The following is a 26,472-nucleotide window of genomic DNA, read 5'->3' as shown; positions in this document are numbered from 1 at the left end:
GAGGCTCGAACTCGCGACAACCAGCTTGGAAGGCTGGAGCTCTACCAACTGAGCTACTTTCGCATTGGTTGTGCAAATATAGAAAGAAAGTTCAGTTCAAAACAAGCTTTTGGGCAAAAAAAATCAATAAAAATCAACATTTTTTTATAACTTATTTAAAATTAAAAAGTTATAAACGCAATATTTTTTCAAAAAATCATGATTACAATTAAAGAAATTCCATCAAAAGAAACTTATGCCGTTCGTCAACCTGTTTTAAGAAAAGGAAAACCTATAGAAAGTTGCGTCTTTGAAGGAGACAATCTAGAATCTACTCATCATTTCGGCTTATTTGAGGGTAAAAATTTAACAGGAATTATTTCATTATTTGAAAAAATCAACCCTATATTTGCCGCTCAAAATCAAGCACAGATTCGAGGGATGGCTGTTTTAGAAAACCATCAGAAAAAAGGAATTGGCGAGGCTTTGGTAAGACATTGTGAAACGTATTGCCATAATAACAAAATCGACTTGATTTGGTTTAATGCCAGAACTGCTGCCGTCGGGTTTTATCAAAAAATGAACTATCAGTCACTAGGAGAAGCATTTGAGATTAAAGATGTTGGCGAACATTATTTGATGTTTAAAAAATTATAAAATGAGAATACTTTACTCTTTAGTAGTAATATGCCTTTTAGCGGGCTGTAAAAAAGAAAGCCCAAAACCTGCACCTATTGTCAAAAAAAAGGAACCAGCAATTATACTTACTGATGAGAGAACTGTCGAAATTGATACCGCATTAATAGGAACTTTTAAAAGCGAAACCTTAAAGCAATTTTACGTTGCATCTGAAAATCAAACTGTATGGGGTAATCTTAAAAAAAGAACTTTTGTTCTATCTCAGTTAGAAAAATCAGAAGAACTAGGTCTAGAACCAGAAGATTACAAAATCTCTCAACTAAAAAAATTCGAAAGCAAAGCAGCTTCACTTAGTGATAAAGACTTGGTTACGTATGATATTTTATTGACTTATAATTTTGAGAAATATCTAAACCATATATATAAAGGAAAACTAGATCCTAAAAAATTGTACACCAATTGGGATTTGGATGAAAAAGAGTTTGATGTAAATTCTGTTTTAATTAAAGGTTTCAACAAGAATAAATTAGATAGTATTGTTGAAAACATTCAGCCTAAAACACAAATCTATAAAGAACTGCTAAAAGCTCTTGAAATCATCAACACTTTTCCAGATGACAATGTAAAAACTATTGAATCTGCTGATAAAATTGTTTTAAACGACACTAACCCTGCCTTAACAAACATTAAAAAAAGGCTTTTGTACTGGAACGATATGGAAGGAAAAGACAGTCTTTCTAACATTTACAACCACAAAACTTTTGAAGCCGTTAAAAGATTCCAAGAAAGGCACGGTTTAGCTTCAGACGGAGTTATTGGAGCGGGAACTATTCGTGCTTTAAACTATTCTAAAGAAGACAGAAAAAAACAGATAATTGCCAATTTGGAGCGTTGGAGATGGTATCCGTCAGAATTAGCCGAAAACTATTTCATTATAAACATTCCCGATTACAGCTTACATGTTGTCGAAAATAAAGACACCACTTTGGTTAGAAATATTGTGGTAGGGACAAACAAAAGAAAAACACCTATTATTACTTCGTACTTAAAAACGGTTGTTTTTAATCCGACTTGGACTGTTCCGCCAACGATTCTGAAAGAAGATGTCGTTCCTGCAATGAAAAGAAACCGAAATTATTTGGCCAATAAGAATATTACGATTTACGATACTGCCGGAAAGGTAGTTTCTCCTATGGCATGGAATGAAAACAAACCAAACAACTATCGTTATGTACAAAGCCCAGGTTATGACAATTCTTTGGGATTAATGAAAATTTTATTTCCAAACCACCATAGTGTTTATCTGCACGACACCAATCATCGTAACATTTTTGGTCGCAATAACCGTTCTATGAGTTCTGGATGCGTACGTGTTGAAAATCCGCTGGAACTGGCCCAACATATATTGGATGTTGACGGGAACTGGCCGCAAGACAGAATTGACACTATTATTGCGAGTAAAACAACAATGAGTTTCAAGATTACCAAAAAGTACGCTTTATACCAATGGTATTGGACAGCTTGGAGCAAAAAAAATCAGCTCATTTTCAGAGCTGATATTTATGATCTAGATTCGGATTTATATGCGCAATTAAGAAATTAGCCTCTCCTCCATCGCAAAACTTCTTGACGGATGGTAGATATATAAACACGATTTGTCTTTTATTAATTCGATAATCTCATTTGTCAATTCAACTGGAACTGCTGGACAGCCTTGGCTTCTGCCTAATCTTTTATGATCTCTAATGAAAGATTCAGAAACGTAATCTGCACCATGCATTACAACACCTCTTTCGCGAGCATTGTCATTTACGCCATTTTCTAAGCCATCTAAACGCAAAGAAGCACCATGTTTTCCTTGATAAATTTCGCCAGTTGCATAAAAACCTAAACTGCTTTTAAATGATGAATTAAGGTTTGAAAATGTTGAAGCAAACTCTTCACCAGTATTTCTACCATGAGCTACAAGAGAATTAAACAAAATTGTATTGCTAGTTAAATCAATCACCCACAAACGTTTTGTGTTTGATGACAAACTGAAATCAATCAGTGTTAAGATGTTTTTCTTAATCACTCCTCTTTCTTTCAACAAATAAAATCCTTTTAAAGCTTCTGAGAAAGTTTTAAGCTCAGGCATTTTAAAGTTGTTTGAATTTAATGAATTATAAACGCTTTCGATTTTAGAATCTACTGTAACTTTTTCGACTTTAGCAATCGCCTTTACAGTCGCATTTTTTTTAAGATCTGCTGTGTTTTTTGAATCTTTTCCAAAAGACAATAGCAAAAACACAAATAACGGATAAATTTTGTAAATCATTGAATTTCTTTAGGTTAAACAAAAATTTGGGTATCGCAAAAATATAAAAAAATCATACCTTGCAAAATATGAGCCTGATTTTCAAGGCTTTTTTGCTTAAATTTTAACATTATTAACACAAATTTGCTTTTTATGTAAGATTTTATCTTACGCTAAAAATCATAACCTTTTTAACCGTTTTCTTAAAAAAAAGAAAAACAAAGTAAAAATTTTGAATAGTAAACGGCAACAAGCAGAACAAATTAAACCTGTCATTTCTATAAAAGAATGATTATTAAGCATGAAAACATATATTTATACAAGTGTAAAATGTTTTATCAGCCATAATGACGTCAAAAATAAAGTCGAAAAGAGAGCTTAGCGTGAATTAATTTTAAAAAACGAAGGCTTCTTTAATTAAATCAATATTTTTTTTTACAGTTCATTTTATTAAACATAAATGTAACATTGCTCAGGTTTCAAACTTTAGAAATGCCTTATATTTGTAGAAAACAAAAATGCAATGAACAAAAAAGTTATCCTTATGATTTTAGATGGTTGGGGAAAATCTCCTGACCCTAAAGTATCTGCAATAGACAATGCAAATGTTCCTTTTATAAACAGTCTTTATAAAAACTACCCAAGCGCACAGCTTAGAACCGACGGATTAAATGTTGGTCTTCCGGAAGGGCAAATGGGAAATAGCGAAGTTGGACACATGAATCTAGGCGCAGGAAGAATTGTATACCAAGATTTAGCCAAAATAAATTTAGCTGTAGAACACAAAACTTTAGCAAAAGAGCAAGTTTTAATTGATGCTTTTACCTATGCTAAAGACAACAATAAAAAAGTACACTTTTTAGGATTAGTTTCAGATGGTGGTGTTCACTCACATACTTCACACCTTCGCGGATTAATCGATGCTTCTCAAGAATACGGTTTAGATCAAGTTTATGTTCATGCATTTACAGATGGACGTGACGTTGATCCAAAATCTGGAGCAAAATATATTCATGATCTTGAAGATTATATTAAAGATACTCCTGTAAAAATCGCTTCGATCGTTGGTCGTTACTACGCAATGGATCGCGACAAACGTTGGGAACGTGTAAAATTGGCTTACGATCTTCTTGTTAACGGTGTTGGAACTCCATCAACAAATGCCGTTGCAAGTGTTTTGTCTAGCTACGAAAAAGATGTTACTGACGAATTTATCGAGCCTGTTGTTATTGTTGATGACAATGCAAAACCTCTTGCTACAATTGTAGAAGGTGATGTTGTAATCTTCTTTAACTTTAGAACAGATAGAGGCCGTGAACTTACTGAAGCACTTTCTCAGCAAGATTTCCACGAGCAGAACATGCACAAACTAAACCTATATTATGTAACATTGACAAACTACGACGAAACGTACCAAAACGTAAAGGTAGTTTACAATAAAGACAATATCACTGAAACTCTTGGTGAAGTTTTAGAAAAAGCAGGTAAAAAACAAATCAGAATTGCAGAGACTGAGAAATATCCTCACGTAACTTTCTTCTTCTCGGGAGGTAGAGAAACTCCTTTTGAAGGCGAATCAAGAATTTTAAGAAACTCTCCAAAAGTAGCAACTTATGATTTAAAACCAGAAATGAGCGCTTACGAATTGGCAGATGCTCTTGTTCCTGAATTAAATAAAGGTGAAGTTGATTTCGTTTGTTTAAACTTTGCAAACGGAGACATGGTTGGTCACACTGGAATTATGGAAGCTGCAATTAAAGCTTGTGAAGCTGTTGACGCTTGTGCAAAACAAGTTATCGAAGCAGCTCTTGCTAACAATTATACTACAATTGTAATTGCCGATCACGGAAACTGCGAAACGATGATCAATCCTGACGGGTCTCCAAATACTGCACACACAACAAACCCAGTGCCGATTATTTTGGTTGACAAAGAATTAAAAAACATTCAAGATGGTGTTTTAGGTGACATTGCTCCTACTATTTTAGAATTAATGGGCGTTCAGCAACCAAATGCAATGACTTGTCATTCACTTCTATAATTTTCACCATATAAGTTATATAAGTTCATTAAATAGAACTTAAAAAAATCTCGCAAAGACGCTAAGTCGCAAAGAAATTTATAAAACTTTGCGTCTCTGCGACTTTGCGAGAACTATTTTATACTAGAATGCAAAGCTTAATTCAGCTTTTATCTTATATGATTTTTACTTCTTAAATTAAGCAATGCACATTTATATTTACTTATATCACTTATATGGTTCAAAAAACAAAATGATAAAGTTGCTCAACGCCATAAATCACAAGCCCAATAACCCCTCCAACCAAAGTCCCGTTGATTCTAATGTATTGAAGATCTTTCCCTATTTCTAATTCCAGTTTTTCAGAAACCTCTTTTCCATCCCAGCTTTTTACGGTTGACGAAATCAAATCTCCAATTACTTTTTTATTATTCAAAAGCATCGAAAGCAAATCGTTTTTAATAAAACCGTTTATTTTGTCAATCATAACAGGATCTTCTTTAATTCCGTTTCCGAAAGTCTGAATTAAATTTGAAATGCTATTTTTTATTGAAGAATCATCGCCTTTATTCAAATCATTTGTAATGGACAATTTAATTTCATCCCAAATGCTATTGATATAATCCTGAACCTCTTTTTGTCCAACAAAACCCAAAATCATATCGTTGATTTTAACTCTCATTTCTTCTGAGTTTTTTACTTTTTCCAAGAAATTAAAAATGTATTCGTCAATTTTTACGCGTACTGCGCTTTCTGGCTTTTTCGCTTCATTTAGAAAATCTTGCAAACCATTAAAAACGCCTTCTGTGATGCTTTTATCAGCCAACCCAAAACTTAAAAGTGGTGTCGAAGCTTTTACTTTTTGCCTAATTAAATCTTTATTGTCGGTTAATTCAGTGCTCATTACTTCGAGCAAATTTGTCAGCATCTGATTTTTTAAATTCCCTTTTTGCAAAGGTTCTAATGCCAATGCCACCCAATCGCCAAAATTTATTGCCTCAATTTTTTCCTTAAACTGAACCTGAATAAATCTTCTGACATCTTCATCTTTTATTGTTCTTAAAATTCCTGGAATAATATTTACAGCTACTGCATTGGCAATTTTATTGGCATTTTCTTCCTTCAAAAGCCAATCTGAACCTTTGGTCGCAAAATTAAATTCGTCCAATTTTACTTCTAATTTTTCTCGGTCAAGAAATTCTTCAGAAACAAAATTCCCTAGGTTCTCTCCTATTTCATTTTTCTTAGTCGGAATAATAGCCGTATGCCAAATCGGAATTCCCATTGGATGGCGAAATAGCGCCACAACAGCAAACCAATCGGCTATTCCTCCAACCATTGCGGCTTCGCTAAAAGCCTGAAGCATTGGGATTTTGAAGTAAATGGCAATTATAAAAAGAAGCACAGCAAAACCTAAAAGCGACAAAGCTGTTGCTTTCATTTTCTTTAATGCCTTTACTTTGGCTATATCTTGATCAGTTGAAATTTCCATAATTATAAGCATTTGCACTACTAATTTATGTCTTTTTTCCGAAACCCCTCTACTCTAACTATTGTTTAATCGCCACGAATTCACGAATTTCCTCTTTTTTATCTCTAAAATTTAAATTGGTGAAATTGAATTTCACCAATTTAAATTTGCATAAATTCGTGAATTCGTGGCGAAAAAAAATTACTCAAAAAATGAGATAAAAATTGTACTTTTGCCAACTGAAAATGGAAAAAATATGATTATCCAAAAAACTAGAGAGGAAATAGAATTAATGCGCGAAAGTGCTTTAATCGTATCAAAAACATTAGGAATGATTGCTTCTGAAATAAAAGAAGGAGTTACAACATTATATCTTGACAAATTAGCCGAAGAATTTATTCGTGATCACGGTGCTGTTCCAAGTTTCCTTGGATTGTACGATTTCCCGAATTCGCTTTGCATGAGTCCAAACGCTCAGGTTGTTCACGGTATTCCTAACAATGTTCCTCTTAAAAACGGTGATGTTATTTCGGTTGACTGTGGGGCTTTTAAAAATGGTTACCACGGAGATCACGCATACAGTTTCGAAATCGGAGAAGTTGCACCAGAAGTTAAAAAACTTTTGCGCGTAACTAAAGAATCTCTTTACGTTGGAATTAGAGAATTTAAAGCAGGAAATCGCGTTGAAGATGTTGGAAATGCGATTCAAAAATATACTGAAGCTCACGGTTACGGAGTTGTTCGTGAATTGGTCGGACATGGTGTTGGGCAAAAAATGCACGAAGAACCAGAGATGCCAAACTACGGAAAACGTGGACGTGGAAAACTTTTTGTTGAAGGAATGGTTGTAGCAATCGAACCTATGATCAACATGGGAACTAGAAACATCAAACAACTTAAAGACGGCTGGACAATCTTGACTGCTGACGGAAAACCTAGTGCGCACTTTGAGCACGATGTAGCTTTAATCGATGGAAAACCTGAATTATTATCGACTTTCCAATACATCTATAAAGCTTTAGGAATCGAAAGCAACGAAGAAGACGAATTCAGACAAGTTCCTTTGGTGCTGTAAGGTATTCCACCGAGATTCACAGAGATATACGCCAAGATTCACAAAAAATTATTTATACGCCTTTAAAATGTATTCTCAAAATTTAGTCTCACAGGATGAACTAGATGCTATTTCGTATAAAATTATTGGTTTAGCAATTGAAGTTCACAAACAGCTTGGTCCAGGTTTGTTAGAATCTGCTTATCAGGAATGTTTGTATTATGAAATTATGAATTCCGGTTTAATTGTTGAAAAACAAAAAGCTTTACCAATAATTTATAAAGACATAAAATTAGATCACGGATATAGAATAGATTTGCTGATTGAAAATAAAATTGTCATCGAATTAAAAACTGTTGAAGCTTTTACAGATGTCCATTTTGCTCAAATATTGACCTACCTAAAATTAGGAAATTATCCATTAGGATTGCTTATTAATTTTGATTCAAAAATATTAAAAAACAATATAAAAAGATTTATAAACACTTTGTGAAGCTCTGTGCAAACTTTGTGTAACTCTGCGAAATAACCCCATGAAAAAACTTTTCAAATTAGTTTTAAATACAATCCCGCGTCCAATATTAATTCGTTTGAGTTATGTAGCGCGTCCAATTTTAGCTTTCTCTTTAAAAGGAGATAAATTTACAGATCCAATTGACGGAAAAAGTTTTAAATCGTTTTTGCCTTACGGATATGGAAAACAGCGTAATAATGTGCTTTCTCCAAGTACACTTTCCTTAGAAAGACACCGTTTGCTTTGGTTATATTTAAACGATCAGACTGATTTTTTTACAGCGCCAAAAAAAGTATTGCATTTTGCTCCAGAACAAGCTTTTTACAAGAGATTCCGCAAGCAGAAAAACTTAGATTACACAACAACTGATTTACTTTCGCCATTGGCAGATGTAAAAGCAGATATCTGTAATTTACCTTTCAAAGACAACGAATATGACGTTATTTTATGTAATCACGTTTTAGAGCACATTCCAGACGACACAAAAGCAATGCAGGAATTATTCAGAGTTTTAAAACCAGGCGGAATGGCAATTTTACAGATTCCTCAGGATTTATCACGCGAAGTTACTTTTGCCGATGATTCTATTACAGACCAGAAAGAACGCGCAAAAATCTTCGGACAATACGATCACGTACGTGTTTACGGACGCGATTATTTCGATAAATTAAGAAGTATTGGATTTATTGTAATTGAAGAAGATTATACTAATAAAATTGCACCAGAATTGGTTGAAAAATACTGTTTGGCAAAAGGCGAGATTATTCCGCTTTGCTTTAAACAGGAAAACTAATTTTTCACCATATAAGTTCATTTAATAAAGAGTTTTCAAAATACTAGATTTGAAAACTCTTTATTTTTTTGCCCAATTCCCAAAATATAAGCCTAACCAAATCCCTAAACCTTGGAACCTACAAAATCATTTCAGTTCTGTTTTGACATCAGTTTGGAAAAAAATCTGAATGTCTATATTCCAACCGCATACATTGTTGAGAATACTAGCGAAATCAAATATTTAGACAAAAAAGCAAGTCCAGATGTACTTGAAAGTTTCGGAGTCACTTTTGACAATTTAGATTCTAACTCAAAAAGAATATTAACAGCTTGCGATTCTCTTAAACCCGAATTTATTTTTAAAAAATTCGGTGCTAAAATTAAGTCAGCCAAAACAATTGCTGATTTACAGAAAGATTCGAAAATTGAATTTGCCATTCGTCAACATTTAAAATTCAATTTAAGTTCATTTTACGATTTAATTGTAAAAGAACAATTTCCTTTGTCTTTAAATCTTGGACCCGAAAAAGATTTTTATCGTTCAAGAGTTAGCATTGATCCGCTTGATTTTGAACCTCAGATTCAGTTTGACAAGCATGCTGAAGGAATCACCTATACCCTTTCTTTAAAAGAAAATGAAACTATTTTCCCTCCAATGGACAGCAAAGTTGATATTCTTTTAGACGAACCAGGCTGGCTTATCATCAATAAAAAATTGGGGCAGCTAAAAGAGTTGAACTCTAAAAAGCTAATGCCTTTTTTAAAGAAAAAATCTATAGAAATACCATCAAAATTAGTTGATGATTACTTTAAAAGTTTTATTCCGCAAATAGCGAAAAAAATTGATATTGAAGCAACTGGTTTTGAAATTGAACTTCGAGATAAAATTATTTCTTGTACGATTCAGCCAATTCATGATTTCTTTAAAAACTGTTATTATCTCAATCTTTATTTTGATTATAACGGATATTCATTTGATGCAAGCAAGACTAAAAAAACACATTCTTTTGTGGATTTCAGCATTGCTAATGAACCTAAAATAATTCAGTTTAAAAGAAATCCAAACGAAAATTTATTCATTGAAAAATTAAATAAAATTGGTCTAACCAAAATCAAAAATGAATTATTTGGGTTAAATTCAGAAGCTGAAAATACAGATCCTTTTATCAATATTCAGCTGATTATTGATCATAAAGAAGAACTGAAAAACTTAGGTTTTACAATTGATAACCTAAAACTGGAAAGCAAAGAAATCATTACAGAAAACTATACTATTTCTGCTTCAAAAGAAACAACTGGCGATTGGTTTGATATTAAAATAATCATTACGGTTGGCAATTATAAGATCAATTTCAGTGAAATAATTCCGAATATAAAAAGCAAAGAAAGACTTTTTGCATTGCCTGACGGTAACTACTTTTTAATTCCGCTAGAATGGTTCAGTAAATATGGTTCTTTGGCAAAGCTGGCAAAAACAGAAAATGGAGTTCTTTTGTTGCGTAAAAGTAACTTTACAGCTTTAGACGGAATTTCAGAAATTGACAGTGATTTAGATCAAATTCATCAAGCTGAATTTACTGGTTCTGACTTAATAAAGGCAACTTTGCGACCGTATCAAATTGATGGAGTAAAGTGGCTTTTAGGCCATTTCAATTCCAATATGGGTGCGTGTCTGGCCGATGATATGGGACTTGGAAAAACTTTACAGACTTTATCTGTTTTGGTTTCTGTACAAGAACAATTAGGTTTTACGACCAAAACCACCAATTTTGATTTGTTTGCTAACGAAACCACTATCGAAAGAGAACCGTTGAAAGCTTTGATTGTTCTACCTTCTTCATTGGTTTTTAACTGGTTTAATGAAGCAGGAAAGTTTACGCCTCACTTTTCAAAAATGCAATATGTTGGCAATGAAAGAAAATCTTTAGCAAGCAGAATCAATTCAACCGATTTGATTTTTACAAGTTACAGCATCATTCACAGAGATATTTCAATTTTAGAAAAATACGATTTCCGTTATCTGATTTTGGATGAAAGCCAATACATCAAAAATAAAAATTCTAAGATTTTTAAAGCCATCAATAAAATAAGCACAGGACATAAAATTGCATTGAGTGGAACGCCGATCGAAAATTCGCTTGACGATTTATGGTCGCAAATGCAGTTTATCAATCCAGAGATTTTAGGAAGCTATGCTTTCTTTATGGAAAATTTCAAAAATCCGATTGAGAAAAACCAGAATGAAGAGGTTTTAACGGAATTAAAAAACCTCATCGCTCCTTATATTTTAAGACGAACTAAAGAACAGGTTTTAAAAGATTTACCTGAATTGACCGAGCAGATTTATTACTGCGACATGGATCCAGAACAGGAAAAATTATACGAAAAAGAGAAATCTAAAGCTCGTAATTTCTTGCTTAAAACTGATGGATCTGGCCCAGATAAAATCAATATTATAAATACTTTGATGAAGTTGAGACAGCTGAGCAATCACCCAAAAATGGTTGATCAGGAATCTGAAGTTGATTCTGGAAAGTATATTGCTGTAACCAATTATTTGGAGAACTTAGTAAAAGCAAAACAGAAAGTAATCATTTTCAGTTCGTTTGTTACCAACTTAAATTTCTATACCGATTGGTGTAAGGAAAACAAAATAGAGTTCTGTGAAATTACAGGTGAAACTCCATCAGATAAAAGAGAACAGCAGGTTAAAATGTTTCAGGAAAAAGAAAATCCGTTGTTATTCTTTATTTCGCTTAAAGCTGGAGGTGTTGGTTTAAATATTACAAAAGCTTCTTATGTTTTATTTTTAGATCCTTGGTGGAATCCTTTCGCAGAAAAACAAGGTGTCGCACGTGCGCACAGAATTGGACAATTGAATAAAGTAAATGTGATTCGTTTTATTTCTAAAAATACAGTCGAAGAAAAAATCATCAAATTGCAGGAAAACAAAAAATTATTGTCTGACTCACTTTTAGAAGAAAGTTATATCAATGATGAAATTGAAGGTAACTTAGAGTATATTTTAGGAAATTAATCGTTAAATCCAATAGAATGGCATCTTTTTCGTTATATAAAATTGTTATATTTACAATCTTACAACGTTTTAAGATGCCGAAATTTTTATATACAAGCTTTATTTTTCTTTTCATTTTCACTTTAGCGAAAGCTCAAGAAAAAGAAATCGATCCTCCCTATAACATTAAAACTGCTTCTTTTATTCAGAATGGCAGTAATGTTGCGCCAATTTTCGAATTAGGTTCTCCATTTACATTTCAATTTGATGATTTGTTTGGTAATGAAGCCAATTATTACTTTGAAGTTATTCATTGCGATTACAACTGGTTTCCAACAGATATTCCAAAAACTGACTATATTTTTGGTATGGATAATCAGCGAATTACAGATTTCTCCAATTCGTTCAATACACTTCAGGTTTATACACATTATAGGCTTTCTTTTCCGAATCAGTTTACGCAATTATTAAAGCTTTCAGGCAATTATATGTTGCGAATTCTTAATGAAGACCGAGAAGTTGTTTTCTCAAGAAAATTTATTTTACACGAAAATCATTGTACTGTTGGCGTGCAAGTAAAAAGAAGCCGTAACCTTAGTAATATTGATTACAAACAGAATCTTGATTTTGCTATTTTATCCAATGACATTGTGTTTCAAACTCCATTGCAAAATGTAAAAGTGCTTTTACTGCAAAACGGAAACTTTCATACCGAAATAAAAAATGTTGTTCCCCAATACACAATTGGTAATCAGCTGGTTTATAAATATGACAAAGAAACCCAGTTTTGGGGCGGAAATGAGTTTTTGTATTTTGAAAACAAAGACATTAGAGCTGCCAGTAATAATGTGGCCAAAGTAGGTTCGAACAATGATATTTACAATTCGTTTTTGTACACCAATGCCGCAAGAGGAAATCAGATTTACACTAATTATGAAGATGTAAACGGAAATTTTGTTGTGAAGAACATCAACGGTTCTAATAATGACATTGAAGCCGATTATGCTTGGGTTTATTTTAGCCTTTCTGCTCCTGCTTTTAGAATGAACAAAGACATTTATATTACTGGAATGTTTAACAACTACAGCCTTTCGCCAGAGTACAAAATGGATTACAATAATGACAAAGGAGTTTTTGAAAAAGCCATTATGATCAAACAAGGTTTTACTAATTTTCAGTACACTGTTGCAGACAAAAAAGGGGCTGTAGATTTTGAAAATGCCATTGACGGAAACTTTTATCAGACTGAAAACGAGTACACCATCTTGGTTTATTACAAAGAAGCTACTGACCGTTATCAGCGTGTAATTGGAAAAGGAAATGCAAACTCTATCAATATAGTCAATTAAAACAATGTTAAGGTTTTAGATTAAACGATTTTTTTTTGTAGCTTTGCCTCTATAACACTCACATATATACGGCGTTAGTATGGTTTCTCAAATTACACGAGGCATAAAAATATCTGTTTTGACTAGTTTTGAAGGTACATACTTCAAAAACTACAAGATTCATTTTGCTTTTAGCTACGTAGTTACCATCGAAAATCATAGTAAAGATTCTGTACAATTAACTTCTCGCCACTGGGAAATTTTTGATTCTTTAAATGATTTAGAAGTTGTAGATGGTGAGGGTGTAATTGGTAAAAAACCAGTTCTAAAACCTGGTGAAAACCATACGTACAGTTCTGGCTGTTTATTATCGTCTCCTTACGGCGCAATGAAAGGTCATTTTAATATGATCAACTTTACTACAACAAAAACATTCAAAGTAATTGTTCCTACTTTTAGAATGTGTGCTCCTTTTGCATTAAATTAAGATATAGTTTACAACTATTGCTTTTATCGTTATCTTAATCATAAAATTGTCAATTTATTAATTTATCCTTTGTACTTTTGTGCAACGTTAGATTATTCGTAACAAAACAAATCGTCTAACTTTAAATTGTCTAATTCACAAAATTTTAAATAACATGCTTAAAGGATTTTTCCATGTACCAAAAGCGGTAAACGAGCCTGTAAAGAGCTACGCACCAAACTCACCAGAAAAAGCTGCTGTTCAAGCTGCTTACACCACAATGTGGAATTCTCAAATTGACGTTCCTTTGTATATTGGAAACGAAGAAATTAGAACTGGAAATACAAGAAACATTACAGCTCCTCACGATCACCAGCACGTAGTTGGAAAATATCATTTAGCTGAAAAACAACATATTGAAAAAGCAATTGCAAATGCACTTGAATCAAGAAAAGCATGGGCAAACTTAGCATGGGAACAGCGTGCTGCTATTTTCTTAAAAGCTGCTGAACTTATCGCTGGACCATACAGAGCTCGTATTAACGCTGCTACAATGATTGGTCAATCTAAAAATATTCACCAAGCAGAAATTGATGCTTCTTGCGAATTAATCGACTTTTTACGTTACAATGTTGAGTTTATGACTCAAATCTACAACGATCAACCAAAATCAGATTCTTCTGTTTGGAACCGTGTAGAGTACAGACCATTAGAAGGTTTTGTTTATGCTATTACTCCATTTAACTTTACTGCAATCGCTGCAAACCTTCCTGCAAGTGCTGCAATGATGGGTAACGTTGTGGTTTGGAAACCAAGTGATAGTCAAGTATTTTCTACAAAAATCATTTTAGAAGTTTTCAAAGAGGCTGGAGTTCCTGACGGAGTTATCAACGTAGTTTTTGGAGATGCTTTAATGATTACAGATACAGTTTTAGCTAGCCGTGATTTTGCTGGTGTTCACTTTACAGGATCAACTCATGTATTTAAAGATATTTGGGCTAAAATTGGAGCAAACATTCACAACTACAAAACGTACCCAAGAATCGTTGGTGAAACGGGGGGTAAAGATTTTATCATTGCTCACCCAAGTGCAAACGTAAAACAAGTGGTTACAGGAATTACTCGTGGAGCTTTCGAATTCCAAGGACAAAAATGTTCTGCTGCTTCTAGAGCTTATATTCCACAAAGTTTATGGCCAGCTGTAAAAGAACAATTGATTGCTGATGTAAAATCTATGAAAATGGGTTCTCCAGAAGATTTCGGAAACTTCATTACAGCAGTTATCCACGAAGGTTCTTTTGACAAGTTAGCAAGTTATATTGATCAAGCTAAAAAAGATGCTGACGCAGAAATCATCGTTGGTGGAAATTACGATAAATCTGTAGGTTACTTTATTGAGCCAACAGTTATTGTAACTACAAACCCAAAATATACTACAATGGAAACTGAGTTGTTCGGACCAGTTATCACTATTTATGTTTATGAAGATGCTAAATGGGAAGAGACTTTAGAATTAGTTGACACTACTTCTGAGTATGCTTTAACAGGAGCAGTATTCAGCCAAGATCGTTATGCTATTGAAGTAGCGACAACTAAATTACAAAACTCTGCTGGTAACTTCTACATCAATGACAAACCAACTGGAGCTGTTGTAGGAATGCAACCATTTGGTGGAGCAAGAGCTTCTGGAACTAACGATAAAGCAGGTTCTGCATTAAACTTATTGCGTTGGGCTTCTCCAAGAACTATCAAAGAAACTTTTGTAACTCCAGAAGATTACAGATATCCTTTCTTAGGTTAATTTTTGTTTCAAGTTTCAGGTTTCAAGTTTTGGAATCTGTCAATATAAAAAAGCCGGAATTTCATTTTGAAATTCCGGCTTTTGTTTTTGTAACAAAAAAATACTTCATCAAAATGCAGATCACATCAACAATTAATTCTTTTTATTATTTGTAATACTTTTCTTATTTATTTAAGAATCAACGCTTTAAAACTCTTAAATACCTTATTTTAATACTTAAAAAACTTTTTGCTCCATTCGAAAAACATACATCCTTATACATTTGTTTCAATATTAGAAGACCTTAATAGATATAACAAAATAAATAGCATAAGTATGAGAAATTTAAACAATGTTCCTAAAGTTATTCTGGAATCTAAAAGTATAGGGCACCCTATTAATTACAAATGGACAAAGAAGAAAATAAATAAACTTTTAGATTGCGTAGAAGGAAATGACGACCTTGAGAACATTCTAATGCAGATTAACCACAAAGGCTCTATGGGATTGACAGCTGCATTATTAGAATGGATATATTGGCGTTTTACAGGTTATAGCCAAGCTACACACGACACACAAAAACGTATTGAAGCACTTTGGTGCTCTATTAATAATTGCGTACAGACAAACCCTTTATTATTTGATACAGAATTTGAAATACCTGCCAGTGGTTCTGTCAATGGAGCTCTTTGGATTGCTTTAATGAATGTTAGAATAATAGACGCTCGATATAGAAAAGGCTCCTATTTTTTACAAAATGATCTTGTGGGATTGGTTCTACTAGCTCGTCATATTACACCAAAAAAGAAAAATTTTGACAGCTGGTTCGAACAAACTATTATGAAACTGACTCATTCTCATCCTAATCCTTACAAAAAAGATAAATTAGATGAAAGTGACGAAGCGGTATATGACTCGTCAAATGAGCCTGTAATCTGTAGGGAGTTTTTCTTTGACGAAAAATTCGAATATTCAGTTGAGGCATCAGAGAATGCAATTCATGGATTCATTGATAGTTTAGACCATAAAGCAAATAGCTTTTTAAATCTTCCGAAAAAGGCTTCTTAATTTTAAACTGTTTAGTTTTGTTCAAAAAAAAATAACCCGCTTAGAATTTCCTAATCGGGTTATTTCTTATTAAGGTTTAAATTTTAGCGGAAGATGAACCACTTTTTTCGTTTCAAAAAATTCATCTTCAAAAAAATCAGCTAAATCATATAAAGTAGCATTTGGAAAATCTTTTAGTTCTTCGGCTAAGTCACCGCCCTTTAAATAAAGAATTCCATTTTTTAATAGGTGTTTGTGCTGTTTCTTGATTTTGTCTTTAATCCATGAAACAAAATCAGGCATATTAGTAACGGCTCGACTTACAATAAAATCGAAATCCCCTTTTACTAATTCAGCACGTTTTTGTTCCGCCTTTACGTTCTTTAACTCTAATGCATCAACAACACCCTGAACTACTCTTATTTTTTTGGCAATAACGTCAATTAAATAAAAACGGGTTTCAGGAAAAAGAATTGCTAGCGGAATTCCAGGAAAACCACCTCCTGTTCCAACATCTAAAACGGTTGCTCCAGGTTCGAATTTCATAACCTTAGCAATTCCTAATGAATGCAAAATATGTTTTGTATATAATGAATCGATGTCTTTACGAGAAATAACATTGATTTTTTCATTCCAATCGTGGTATAAAAAGTCTAATTTTTGAAATTGTTCTATTTGAAGATCGGTCAAATTTGGAAAATATTTCAATATCTCATCCATTGCTCTAAATTTTTAACAAAAGTACTACTTTACGATTGAAATATTTAACTCAATTTTGCAAATTGAAAATTTATAATAATTACCTTTGAAATCTATTTAAATTAATTATGAATAACACTGCTCCAACTTTTGCACGGCAAGACAATTTAAAGTTTTTTAGAACGCTTAACTCTCGCGTTAACAATTACTTTAAAGAAAATAATATCAAAAAAACCGGAAACTGGAAGTTACACTTAAAAGCTGTTATTCTATTTGCTGTTTTTTTAACTCCGTACTTTTTAATTCTCACGCTTAACATGCCATTTTGGGTTATGTTGCTTTTATCAATTGTAATGGGTGTTGGAATGGCTGGTGTTGGAATGAATGTAATGCACGATGGCAATCACGGTTCTTACTCGACTAAAAACTGGATTAATAAATTTATGGGCGGAACAATCTACGTTCTTGCCGGAAATGTTTATAACTGGCAAGTACAGCATAATGTATTGCATCATACTTATACTAATATTCCAGGTCATGACGAAGATTTAGATGCAGGAAGAATTATTCGCTTTACAGAACATGCAGAATGGCATCGTTTTCACCGTTTTCAACATTACTACTCTGTTTTCTTATATGGTTTATTGACTTTCAATTGGGCTTTAACAACCGATTTTAAGCAGATGAGAAACTATTTGAAGAGAAAACTATCTTATGGTGAGCCAAAAAATCCTAAAATTTTATGGACAACGCTTATCATCACTAAAATGATTTATGTTTCAATCTGGATTGTTTTACCAATTGTAATTGGAATTACATGGTGGAAAGTGCTTGTTGGATTTTTTGCAATGCACTACACAGCTGGATTAATCTTAAGTATCGTTTTTCAATTAGCGCACGTGGTTGATCATACTACAAATCCAACTCCAAATGAATTAGGAGAAATGGATAATACTTGGGCTATTCATCAATTGTATACCACAACTAACTTTGCACCAAAAAATGCCATTGTAAACTGGTATACAGGAGGTTTAAATCATCAGATAGAACATCATATTTTCCCAAATATCAGTCATATTCATTATGGTAAAATTGCTAAAATTGTAAAAGAAACAGCAAAAGAATGCAATTTGCCTTATTACGAATATAAAACAATGAGAAGTGCCGTTATTGCTCACTTTAAACATTTACGCGAATTGGGAATAAAACCGGAATTGGCAGTTTAAGAACTAAAAGAAATCTATTAATAATTAACCTTCCTTAATCAACACAGCAAATTAAGGACATTCAAAAATTTTATAATGAATCATATTCTTTCGGACAGAATCAACAACTTAGCGACTTCGCAAACATTAGCAATGGCTGCTTTAGCCCGCGAATTAAAAGCACAAGGAAAAGATATTATCAGCTTAAGTTTAGGTGAACCTGATTTCAACACACCAGACTTCATTAAAGAAGCAGTAAAAAAAGCAGTAGACGAAAATTATAGCACTTATTCTCCAGTAGAAGGTTACCTTGAATTGAGAGAAGCAATTTGCAGAAAATTCAAAAGAGACAACGATTTAGAGTACAAACCAACCCAAATTGTAGTTTCTACAGGAGCAAAACAATCTTTATACAACATCGCGCAAGTAATGTTAAACGACGGTGACGAGGTTATTTTACCAGCACCTTACTGGGTTTCTTATTTTGAAATCGTAAAACTTTCTGGCGGAGTTCCAGTTGAAGTTCCAACTTCTGTTGAAACAGATTTCAAAATGACGCCAGAACAATTAGAAGCTGCGATTACACCAAAAACAAAAATGATGTGGTTCTCTTCTCCTTGTAATCCTTCAGGTTCTGTTTACAGCAGAGAAGAATTAACAGCATTGGCAAAAGTCTTAGAAAAACACCCAAATATCTATGTAGTTTCAGACGAAATTTATGAGCACATTAATTTCTCAGGAACTTTCTGCAGTATCGGTTCTATTCCAGGAATGTTAGAAAAAACAATTACTGTAAACGGAGTTGCAAAAGCATTTGCAATGACAGGATACAGAATTGGTTATATAGGAGCTCCTGAATTTATTGCAAAAGCATGTACAAAAATTCAAGGGCAAGTAACTTCTGGAGCAAATTCTGTAGCACAACGAGCTACAATCACTGCAGTAGATGCTGACCCAAGCGTTTTAAACCACATGGTTGAGGCTTTCCACGGACGTAGAGATTTAGTGGTTGGATTATTAAAAGAAATTCCTGGAGTAAAAATCAACGTTCCAGAAGGTGCATTCTATGTATTCCCAGACGTTTCTTCTTTCTTCGGAAAAACTTTAAAAGGACACGAAATTAAAGATGCAAACGACGTTTCTATGTATCTTTTAGCTGAAGCTAATGTTGCAACAGTAACTGGAGACGCTTTCGGAAATCCAAACTGTATTCGTTTCTCTTACGCAACAAGCAACGATATTTTAAAAGAAGCATTACGCAGAATCAAAGAAGCTTTGACTGCATAACAATAATATTCTAAGTTTTATTAAAACGGCTTAAGGTTCAAAAGTTTCATCACTTTTATACTTTAAGCTGTTTTTTTATGAAGTTATTTTTGGCGTGTCCCGCCGAAAAAGGCGGGTCGGGCTTTCGGCTATATCTTTTATTCCGCTCCGCTCCATAAAAGGATACCGCCTCAATCCCTCACGCAAAACGGTAAACGAGAAAATTCATTTTCAAAAGAAAAAAATCTAAAAAAATCTGCGAGAGCAAAAAAAAACACTTTCAAAATTCCCATTCTACAATATTATAAAACCTCAACGATAATCCTGTAAAACATAACGTTTTAGAAATCATCAACTTTGTAATGTATTAATTAAAAAACTATTAGTCATGACAAATACAGATGTAAACACAGATGAAACCGTAAAAACACTAAACGGATTAATTTCAATTCTTGAAGACGGAAAACTAGGATATACAAACGCCGCTGAACATGTCGAAAATCTAGCCATGAAAGCCGATTTCCTTGATTACGCCCGCGAACGTGCCCTATTCATTGTAGAACTGCAAGACGAAATCAATAAACTTGGTAAATCAACAGATACTTCGGGCGGTGGGCCATTAGGCGCTTTACACCGAGCTTGGATTGACATCAAATCATCATTTTCAGGAGGCGACACTAAAGCAATTATCAACGCTTGTGTTACGGGTGAAGAAGCTGCAATTGAAAAATACAAAGCAGCACTCGAAGAAAATCATCTTGAACACAGTCAGGTTTACATTGTTTCAAAACAATTAAACAGTATTCAAAACACTTTGTCACAAATTAAAATGAGAGTGAATTAAACGATTCATGCTTTTTTTTGAGAACTGCTCGGTCTTCGGATTGAGCAGTTTTTTTGTTTAAATTATAGCCTAAATTAATTCTATTTCTTTCTAAATATGTAGCATATTTTCTTATTTTTAAAACTTCCATAAAATAATAACTAATTACCAAAAATTATTATGCACAAATTAACACAACAATATAAATCAGCAATTAAAAAATATGAGGATTATAAGCGTAAAGCAGAAAATCTAATACTTGAACTATTAATTCAAAACAATCTAAACTATCATAAAATTGAATCAAGAATAAAAGATATAAGTAAGTTAGATGAAAAAATATATCGAAAAGATGAAAAATACTCGTCATTAGACGAGATCACGGACTTAGTTGGTGTAAGAGTTATTACGTATCTCGAAGATGACGTAGATAAGGTAGCCGATATTATATCAAAAGAGTTTACACTTGATCATAATAATTCAATTGATAAAAGAATGCTTGACTCTGACAAATTTGGCTATCGTTCTTTACACTATGTCATATCATTAACAAATGAAAGAAAAAACTTGACAGAATATAAACGATTTAAAGACATAAAGATTGAGTTACAAATCAGATCAATTTTGCAACATGCTTGGGCAGAAATTGAACATGATATTGGCTATAAAAGTGAGCAAGCTATACCAACTCTATTTAAACGAAATTTTTATCGTGTTGCTGCATTGTTAGAAACAGCTGATATTGAATTTGTCAATATAAAAAAAGGTCTTCAAAATTATGAGACAAATATTGCTAGCAGTATTGAAAGAGATCCCGAAAATGTTGAGATAAATGCTACTTCACTCAAATCATTTATTTTATCTAATAAAGATGTGAAAGAAATTGACGAAAAAATATGTGAAGTCTCAGGATGTAAATTAGCAAACCATCAAAATATTGACATTGAAAATCATGTTAAAAGACTACTTTTTTTAAATATTGATACAATTAAAAAATTAGAAGAAGAAATAATCGAAAATAAGGAAAAGATAATAAATTTTGCATCAGAATGGCTTAAAGACAAAATACCAGGAAGTTTTGACAAGGGAATTTCCTTATTTTATTTGTGTTACGTACTTGCTGGAAAAAGTAAAGATGTAGAATTTGCAAATTACTATTATTCAAATACTATTGATGAAGAACCGAATACTAAAATAGGGGAAGAGATAATTGAGACATATAAAAGAATTATTTAAAATATAACCATATGCATTTTAACCATCATCATTCCATATTAAGTTAACAATTTCAAAAAAATCGCTTCATCACTAGCAAACTCGGAATATTTATTAGACCTTTGCACACTTTTTTTCGGGAATACCACAAAAGTCTAAAGTTTTAGAAATGAAGAAGAAAATCGAAATATTAGCTCCTGCTAGAGATTTAATTGGAGGAATCGCTGCTATAAATAGTGGTGCCGATGCAGTTTATATTGGCGCACCGCAATTTGGAGCACGTTCAAATGCCAACAACTCAATCGAAGATGTTGCTGAACTTGTAAAATATGCGCACTTATTTAACGCTCAGGTTTTTGTAGTTATCAATACCATTTTATATGATAACGAATTAGAAACTTGTCGCGCCATGATCTGGGAATTATACGATATTGGTGTCGATGCCTTGATTATTCAAGATATGGCGATTATGGAAATGGACTTGCCTCCTATCGTACTTCACGCCAGCACACAAGCTAATAATCGTGATGCTGATAAAATTAAATTCTTAAAAGATGCTGGTATCAAACGTGTCGTTTTAGCACGTGAATTAAACTTGCATCAAATTAAAACTATATACGATCACGCTGATGTTGAATTAGAGTTTTTCGTAACTGGAGCTTTATGTGTTTCTTTCAGCGGAAACTGCTATATGAGTGTGGCAAACGGAGAACGCAGTGCCAATCGTGGTTCTTGCGCACAAAACTGCCGTTTACCTTATAACTTAATCGACGGAAACGGAGATACGTTAATCAGAAACAGTCACTTGCTTTCTATTAAAGATTTAGATATTTCCGATCAGATTCCGAATTTGATCGAAGCAGGAATCGTTTCTTTCAAAATCGAAGGTCGATTAAAAGACGTAGCCTACGTTAAAAACAACGTATCTTATCTTCGTCAGAAATTAGACAGTTATTTAGAAGGTCCTGGAAGCGATAAATACACAAAAGCTTCTTCTGGAAAATGTACATATACCTTCGATTCTGCATTAAACAGAACTTTTAACCGTGGTTATACCGATTATTTCGTTAACGAAAGACACAGCTCAATTGGTTCTTGGGAAAGCCCAAAATCAAAAGGTCAATATATCGGTAAATTAATCCGAACTGTTGGCGGCGCTTACGAAATCGAAAATGGCGAATTATTAAACAACGGTGACGGACTTTGCTTCATTAACGAAAATAACGAAGCCGATGGAATCTACGTAAACAAAGCCGAAAACGGAAAAGTTTATCCAAACGTTTTAAAAGAAATAAAAGACGGAACTTTCATATACAGAAATAACGACGCTGCTTTCATCAAAATTGTAGAAAGAGAAGACAGTGCTGTTCGTAAATTAAGCACCACTTTATTGCTTACTGAAACTGAAACTGGTTTCGAATTAATCGCAACCGATGAAGATGGAAATGTAAGTACTGTTAACTTAGAACACCCAAAAGAGCAAACAAAAACAGGCGAATCTATAGAAGAAAACATCAAAACGCAATTAGCAAAAACAGGTTTTACGCCTTATACAGCTGATGAAATTACTATCATGTTTTCTCAAAACTGGTTCCTTCCTATTTCAAAAATCAATGAAATGAGAAGAACTGTTTACGATCAATTGACCGAAATTCGTTTGGCAAATTACGTTCGTGAAGAACACCAATTGGTAAAAACGTCACATCCATATCCAGAAACCAAACTGGATTTCATGTACAATGTTTCAAACAAAACGGCTCGTAAATTCTACGAACGCCACGGTGTTACCGAAATCGAAAAAGCATTCGAATTACAATGGGATCCAGGAAAATCTCGTGTAATGACAACCAAATATTGCATTAAATACGAATTAAAAAAATGCCCGATTCACCAAAAAGATATAGTGGGCGTTAAAGTAAAAGAACCTTTAGTTTTAAAACAAGGAGAATTGGAATACAAACTAAAATTCAACTGCAAACCCTGCGAAATGGAAATCTGGGAAAAAGATGCTGAATTTGAGATTGAAGAAGATCATTTTCATTAATAATATTTAACCGCAACGTTTTTTTTACCGCAAAGAGCGCAAAGAATTACGCAAAGGTTCGCAAAGATTTTAAACCAATCTTTGCGAACCTTTTTTTTAACTTAAAATCAAACTTAGCGCTCTTTGCGTAATTCTTTGCGGTTAAATATTCTGCTATTTCCGCAATATTGTCATTTCGACGTAAGGAGACTCAAGCGATAGCGAACAGGCGAAGCAAATCTTCGTAAGTAACTCCGTTCCAACAAGCCAATCTTTGTAGAGCTTCTCGTGGAGATTTCTCTTTCGTCGAAATTGACAAACTGTATGATTAACGTATCTAAAAGCAAATCTGCCGAATTTCCAAAATCTACATGGGAATAAATTCCATTTATTTATCTTTACTCTCCAAACTAAATTTAAATGGAAGCCAAAAACAACATTCAAAAACACGCAATTATTGGTGGGATTTTTGTGACCGCTTTTTTTCCACTTTTATTTTTTTCAAAAACCCTTTTCGTCGATTTATGTATTCAAATATGTGATTTCGGTATTTTTTGGAATCCACTTTTCTAGGGAATCTTATTCCCAATTTTCATTGTTTTTATTTTTTGGAATACTGCTAAAAAATTAAACTATTCATTAAATCAAATAACTTATTTTAAAGCCTGTTCTCAGTTTTCTTTTGGAGTAAGTTCTAAACTTATACTATCACTTTTTACAATTTATATAATCGGACTATTTATTAATGGATTATCTGTTGTATTAAAGTCACAAATTCCATATATAATTATGTTTTCGATACTAATGATTTTATTCCTATCATTTGTATTAATGACCTTAGCTTTTATAAGCAGTTTAATAATTATGAAACTTAACCTAAAAAGCTCAAAATTTGACCAGTAACAATGTATATTATAGAAGATGGGTAAGATTAATAGGAGCCTTTTCTACATTCTTTGCGCTAATAGGTTTCTTTCCTGCCATAGGAGATATTGGCACTATTCTGTACTATAAAGACATTTACATTCACTACGATAAATATCAAAAGAAACATATTGTTATTGATTCTTTAACTTATCTGAATACTGATGGTAATGACAAACCAAGAGTTGATGGCTACTCAAAAGACCTCAACAATTATAAAACAATTATTTTACTTGATAAAAACAGAAATGAGGAGAGCGAAATAGATAGTTTGGGAAATGCTCACATGGATGTATGGCATAGAAATGGGATCGATTTTGCTTATCCTGCTATGAAAAAAGATAAAATGCTTCCAGCAAAAAAAATATTTTATCAAAAAGCAAAAGTGCCATTACTTTGGCTTCTCTCAATTATAATTACTTTCATAATGTACAAAATCATGAAAAAAAGCAAACTTTTTGAAGGATTTGATCATTAGTAAAAACAAATCCGTTAAGCTTTTCGATCGATATTGAACAACAAAATTTAATTGAATTAACTACTTTTGTTTATAGAACATTACAACACTCCAAAATGAAAATACTACTCCTAGGTTCAGGCGAATTAGGCAAAGAATTTGTCATTGCCGCACAACGAATCGGACAAACCATAATTGCAGTTGACAGTTACGAAAATGCACCAGCCATGCAAGTCGCTCACGACTTTGAAGTCATAAACATGCTTGACGGTGAAGCACTTGACCGAATCGTAGCCAAACATCAACCCGATTTTATCGTTCCTGAAATCGAAGCCATTCGCACCGAACGTTTTTACGATTATGAAAAACAAGGCATTACCGTTGTTCCTTCAGCGAAAGCAGCAAACTTTACTATGAATCGTAAAGCCATTCGTGATTTAGCAGCAAAAGAACTAGGATTAAGAACTGCAAAATACAAATACGCAACCTCAGCAGAAGAACTTCAAAAAGCCGTTCAAGAAGTTGGAATTCCCTGTGTCGTGAAACCATTAATGTCTTCATCTGGAAAAGGGCAATCGACTATCAAAACAGAAAGCGATATTGAAAAAGCTTGGCAATATGCCGTTGCAGGCTCGCGTGGCGATGTTATCGAAGTGATTGTAGAAGCTTTTGTCAATTTTGATTCTGAAATTACACTTTTAACGATTACTCAAAATAATAATCCAACTTTGTTTTGTGCGCCAATTGGACACAGACAAGAAAGAGGCGATTATCAGGAAAGCTGGCAACCTGCTTTGGTTTCAGAAAAAGATTTATACGAAGCTCAGGATATGGCCGAAAAAATCACTGAAGCACTTGGCGGTGCTGGACTTTTTGGCGTTGAATTTTTCCTAACGAAAGAAGGCGTTTATTTCTCTGAACTTTCTCCTCGTCCTCATGATACTGGAATGGTAACTTTGGCTGGAACGCAGAATTTCAATGAATTTGAATTGCATTTAAGAGCGATTTTAAGTCTTCCAATTTTCGAAATCACTTTAGAAAAAGCTGGAGCAAGTGCTGTAATTTTGGCATCAGAAGATTCTACAAATCCAACTTTTACTGGAATTGAGAAAGTAGCAGCTTTACCCAAAACCGATTTCAGGATTTTCGGAAAACCAACTTCAAGACCTTACCGAAGAATGGGAGTTGTTTTAAGCCATGATACACTTTCGACTCCAATTAACGAAGTAACAGAACGCGCCAAAGAAACAGCAAAATTAGTAACTGTAAATTCGTAGAATTAAATTAAAAATTTTCTTTAACACATAGAAACATAGATTTTAATTCTAATAAAAAAGGGAAAAGAAAAAACAAGTTTTCACACATAGTCCCGATAGCTATCGGGATGCATTGAAACAAGTGAAACGCCTTTATATACAAAGCAGAACTATGATTCTATGTGTTTACATACACACAACAGATTAACTATAAATTCTT

Annotated in this window: 21 protein-coding genes; 18 read left to right on the top strand and 3 right to left on the bottom strand. The window is 33.2% G+C overall.

The window, feature by feature from the left end; translation table 11 throughout:
• Positions 1–198 precede the first annotated feature (198 nt).
• Positions 199–636, top strand: coding sequence for a GNAT family N-acetyltransferase (locus tag DM397_RS06380; protein ID WP_167511652.1), 438 nt, complete (start codon positions 199–201; stop codon positions 634–636).
• Between the two features lies 1 nt (position 637).
• Positions 638–2,221 (top strand): L,D-transpeptidase family protein, encoded by a 1,584-nt coding sequence (locus DM397_RS06375; RefSeq protein WP_111376731.1) that lies wholly within the window; start codon positions 638–640, stop codon positions 2,219–2,221.
• Here DM397_RS06375 and DM397_RS06370 read toward each other — a convergent pair.
• Positions 2,210–2,935 carry a murein L,D-transpeptidase catalytic domain family protein gene (locus tag DM397_RS06370; RefSeq protein WP_111376730.1) on the bottom strand — a complete coding sequence of 242 codons (726 nt, stop codon included), beginning with the start codon at positions 2,933–2,935 and terminating at the stop codon, positions 2,210–2,212. The genes DM397_RS06375 and DM397_RS06370 overlap by 12 nt on opposite strands.
• Before the next feature lie 502 nt (positions 2,936–3,437).
• Here DM397_RS06370 and gpmI point away from each other — a divergent pair.
• Positions 3,438–4,955, top strand: coding sequence for a 2,3-bisphosphoglycerate-independent phosphoglycerate mutase (gene gpmI, locus DM397_RS06365; RefSeq protein ID WP_111376729.1), 1,518 nt, complete (start codon positions 3,438–3,440; stop codon positions 4,953–4,955).
• Between the two features lie 220 nt (positions 4,956–5,175).
• Here gpmI and DM397_RS06360 read toward each other — a convergent pair whose 3' ends face one another.
• Entirely contained in the window at positions 5,176–6,426 is a 1,251-nt protein-coding gene (locus DM397_RS06360) for a DUF445 domain-containing protein (RefSeq protein ID WP_111376728.1), read from the bottom strand.
• Positions 6,427–6,661: 235 nt separating this feature from the next.
• Between DM397_RS06360 and map the strand changes: the two genes are divergently transcribed.
• From map to DM397_RS06320, 8 genes are all read left to right on the top strand, one after another.
• On the top strand, positions 6,662–7,480 hold the full coding sequence (gene map, locus DM397_RS06355) for a type I methionyl aminopeptidase (protein WP_095953445.1): 819 nt from the start codon (positions 6,662–6,664) through the stop codon (positions 7,478–7,480).
• 67 nt (positions 7,481–7,547) lie between these two features.
• Complete coding sequence (locus tag DM397_RS06350) at positions 7,548–7,952, top strand: GxxExxY protein (protein WP_111376727.1); 405 nt, start codon at positions 7,548–7,550, stop codon at positions 7,950–7,952.
• 40 nt (positions 7,953–7,992) lie between these two features.
• A complete protein-coding gene (locus DM397_RS06345) occupies positions 7,993–8,766 on the top strand; it encodes a class I SAM-dependent methyltransferase (RefSeq protein ID WP_111376726.1) in 774 nt (257 codons plus the stop codon).
• A 111-nt stretch (positions 8,767–8,877) separates the two neighbouring features.
• Positions 8,878–11,784, top strand: a complete 2,907-nt coding sequence (locus tag DM397_RS06340; protein ID WP_111376725.1) for a DEAD/DEAH box helicase — start codon at positions 8,878–8,880, stop codon at positions 11,782–11,784.
• A 74-nt stretch (positions 11,785–11,858) separates the two neighbouring features.
• The gene (locus DM397_RS06335; RefSeq protein ID WP_111376724.1) at positions 11,859–13,112 is read left to right on the top strand and encodes a type IX secretion system plug protein; all 1,254 of its coding nucleotides are present in this window, start codon (positions 11,859–11,861) and stop codon (positions 13,110–13,112) included.
• A 79-nt stretch (positions 13,113–13,191) separates the two neighbouring features.
• A complete protein-coding gene (gene apaG, locus DM397_RS06330) occupies positions 13,192–13,578 on the top strand; it encodes a Co2+/Mg2+ efflux protein ApaG (RefSeq protein WP_008467225.1) in 387 nt (128 codons plus the stop codon).
• Positions 13,579–13,732: 154 nt separating this feature from the next.
• A complete protein-coding gene (gene pruA, locus DM397_RS06325) occupies positions 13,733–15,358 on the top strand; it encodes an L-glutamate gamma-semialdehyde dehydrogenase (protein ID WP_111376723.1) in 1,626 nt (541 codons plus the stop codon).
• Between the two features lie 315 nt (positions 15,359–15,673).
• The gene (locus DM397_RS06320; protein ID WP_111376722.1) at positions 15,674–16,405 is read left to right on the top strand and encodes a hypothetical protein; all 732 of its coding nucleotides are present in this window, start codon (positions 15,674–15,676) and stop codon (positions 16,403–16,405) included.
• A 69-nt stretch (positions 16,406–16,474) separates the two neighbouring features.
• Here DM397_RS06320 and rsmG read toward each other — a convergent pair whose 3' ends face one another.
• The gene (rsmG, locus tag DM397_RS06315; protein ID WP_111376721.1) at positions 16,475–17,104 is read right to left on the bottom strand and encodes a 16S rRNA (guanine(527)-N(7))-methyltransferase RsmG; all 630 of its coding nucleotides are present in this window, start codon (positions 17,102–17,104) and stop codon (positions 16,475–16,477) included.
• Between the two features lie 107 nt (positions 17,105–17,211).
• Here rsmG and DM397_RS06310 point away from each other — a divergent pair, with 107 nt between their 5' ends.
• From DM397_RS06310 to purT, 7 genes are all read left to right on the top strand, one after another.
• Positions 17,212–18,309, top strand: coding sequence for a fatty acid desaturase family protein (locus tag DM397_RS06310; protein ID WP_111376720.1), 1,098 nt, complete (start codon positions 17,212–17,214; stop codon positions 18,307–18,309).
• 75 nt (positions 18,310–18,384) lie between these two features.
• The gene (locus tag DM397_RS06305; protein ID WP_111376719.1) at positions 18,385–19,575 is read left to right on the top strand and encodes a pyridoxal phosphate-dependent aminotransferase; all 1,191 of its coding nucleotides are present in this window, start codon (positions 18,385–18,387) and stop codon (positions 19,573–19,575) included.
• 367 nt (positions 19,576–19,942) lie between these two features.
• Entirely contained in the window at positions 19,943–20,398 is a 456-nt protein-coding gene (locus DM397_RS06300; protein WP_111376718.1) for a ferritin-like domain-containing protein, read from the top strand.
• A 159-nt stretch (positions 20,399–20,557) separates the two neighbouring features.
• Positions 20,558–21,613, top strand: coding sequence for a GTP pyrophosphokinase (locus DM397_RS06295; RefSeq protein WP_111376717.1), 1,056 nt, complete (start codon positions 20,558–20,560; stop codon positions 21,611–21,613).
• A gap of 148 nt (positions 21,614–21,761) precedes the next feature.
• On the top strand, positions 21,762–23,636 hold the full coding sequence (locus tag DM397_RS06290) for a peptidase U32 family protein (RefSeq protein ID WP_111376716.1): 1,875 nt from the start codon (positions 21,762–21,764) through the stop codon (positions 23,634–23,636).
• Positions 23,637–24,507: 871 nt separating this feature from the next.
• Positions 24,508–25,017 (top strand): hypothetical protein, encoded by a 510-nt coding sequence (locus tag DM397_RS06285; protein WP_111376715.1) that lies wholly within the window; start codon positions 24,508–24,510, stop codon positions 25,015–25,017.
• A gap of 50 nt (positions 25,018–25,067) precedes the next feature.
• Positions 25,068–26,273, top strand: coding sequence for a formate-dependent phosphoribosylglycinamide formyltransferase (gene purT / locus DM397_RS06280; protein ID WP_260677874.1), 1,206 nt, complete (start codon positions 25,068–25,070; stop codon positions 26,271–26,273).
• The last annotated feature ends 199 nt before the right edge of the window (positions 26,274–26,472 follow it).

The sequence above is a fragment of the Flavobacterium nitrogenifigens genome (genome assembly GCF_003254565.1).
In the GTDB taxonomy this organism is placed as follows: Bacteria; Bacteroidota; Bacteroidia; order Flavobacteriales; family Flavobacteriaceae; genus Flavobacterium; species Flavobacterium nitrogenifigens.
This window is presented reverse-complemented; position numbering and strand designations above follow the sequence as displayed.

Bases quoted from the DNA above. Each gene is read 5' to 3' on its own strand.
- gpmI (WP_111376729.1), top strand. From the start codon at position 3,438: ATGAACAAAAAAGTTATCCTTATGATTTTAGATGGTTGGGGAAAATCT.
- DM397_RS06360 (WP_111376728.1), bottom strand. From the start codon at position 6,426: ATGGAAATTTCAACTGATCAAGATATAGCCAAAGTAAAGGCATTAAAG.
- DM397_RS06350 (WP_111376727.1), top strand. From the start codon at position 7,548: ATGTATTCTCAAAATTTAGTCTCACAGGATGAACTAGATGCTATTTCG.
- DM397_RS06345 (WP_111376726.1), top strand. From the start codon at position 7,993: ATGAAAAAACTTTTCAAATTAGTTTTAAATACAATCCCGCGTCCAATA.
- DM397_RS06335 (WP_111376724.1), top strand. From the start codon at position 11,859: ATGCCGAAATTTTTATATACAAGCTTTATTTTTCTTTTCATTTTCACT.
- DM397_RS06380 (WP_167511652.1), top strand. From the start codon at position 199: ATGATTACAATTAAAGAAATTCCATCAAAAGAAACTTATGCCGTTCGT.
- DM397_RS06300 (WP_111376718.1), top strand. From the start codon at position 19,943: ATGACAAATACAGATGTAAACACAGATGAAACCGTAAAAACACTAAAC.
- DM397_RS06375 (WP_111376731.1), top strand. From the start codon at position 638: ATGAGAATACTTTACTCTTTAGTAGTAATATGCCTTTTAGCGGGCTGT.
- pruA (WP_111376723.1), top strand. From the start codon at position 13,733: ATGCTTAAAGGATTTTTCCATGTACCAAAAGCGGTAAACGAGCCTGTA.
- apaG (WP_008467225.1), top strand. From the start codon at position 13,192: ATGGTTTCTCAAATTACACGAGGCATAAAAATATCTGTTTTGACTAGT.
- DM397_RS06290 (WP_111376716.1), top strand. From the start codon at position 21,762: ATGAAGAAGAAAATCGAAATATTAGCTCCTGCTAGAGATTTAATTGGA.
- rsmG (WP_111376721.1), bottom strand. From the start codon at position 17,104: ATGGATGAGATATTGAAATATTTTCCAAATTTGACCGATCTTCAAATA.
- DM397_RS06320 (WP_111376722.1), top strand. From the start codon at position 15,674: ATGAGAAATTTAAACAATGTTCCTAAAGTTATTCTGGAATCTAAAAGT.
- DM397_RS06305 (WP_111376719.1), top strand. From the start codon at position 18,385: ATGAATCATATTCTTTCGGACAGAATCAACAACTTAGCGACTTCGCAA.
- DM397_RS06295 (WP_111376717.1), top strand. From the start codon at position 20,558: ATGCACAAATTAACACAACAATATAAATCAGCAATTAAAAAATATGAG.
- DM397_RS06370 (WP_111376730.1), bottom strand. From the start codon at position 2,935: ATGATTTACAAAATTTATCCGTTATTTGTGTTTTTGCTATTGTCTTTT.
- map (WP_095953445.1), top strand. From the start codon at position 6,662: ATGATTATCCAAAAAACTAGAGAGGAAATAGAATTAATGCGCGAAAGT.
- DM397_RS06310 (WP_111376720.1), top strand. From the start codon at position 17,212: ATGAATAACACTGCTCCAACTTTTGCACGGCAAGACAATTTAAAGTTT.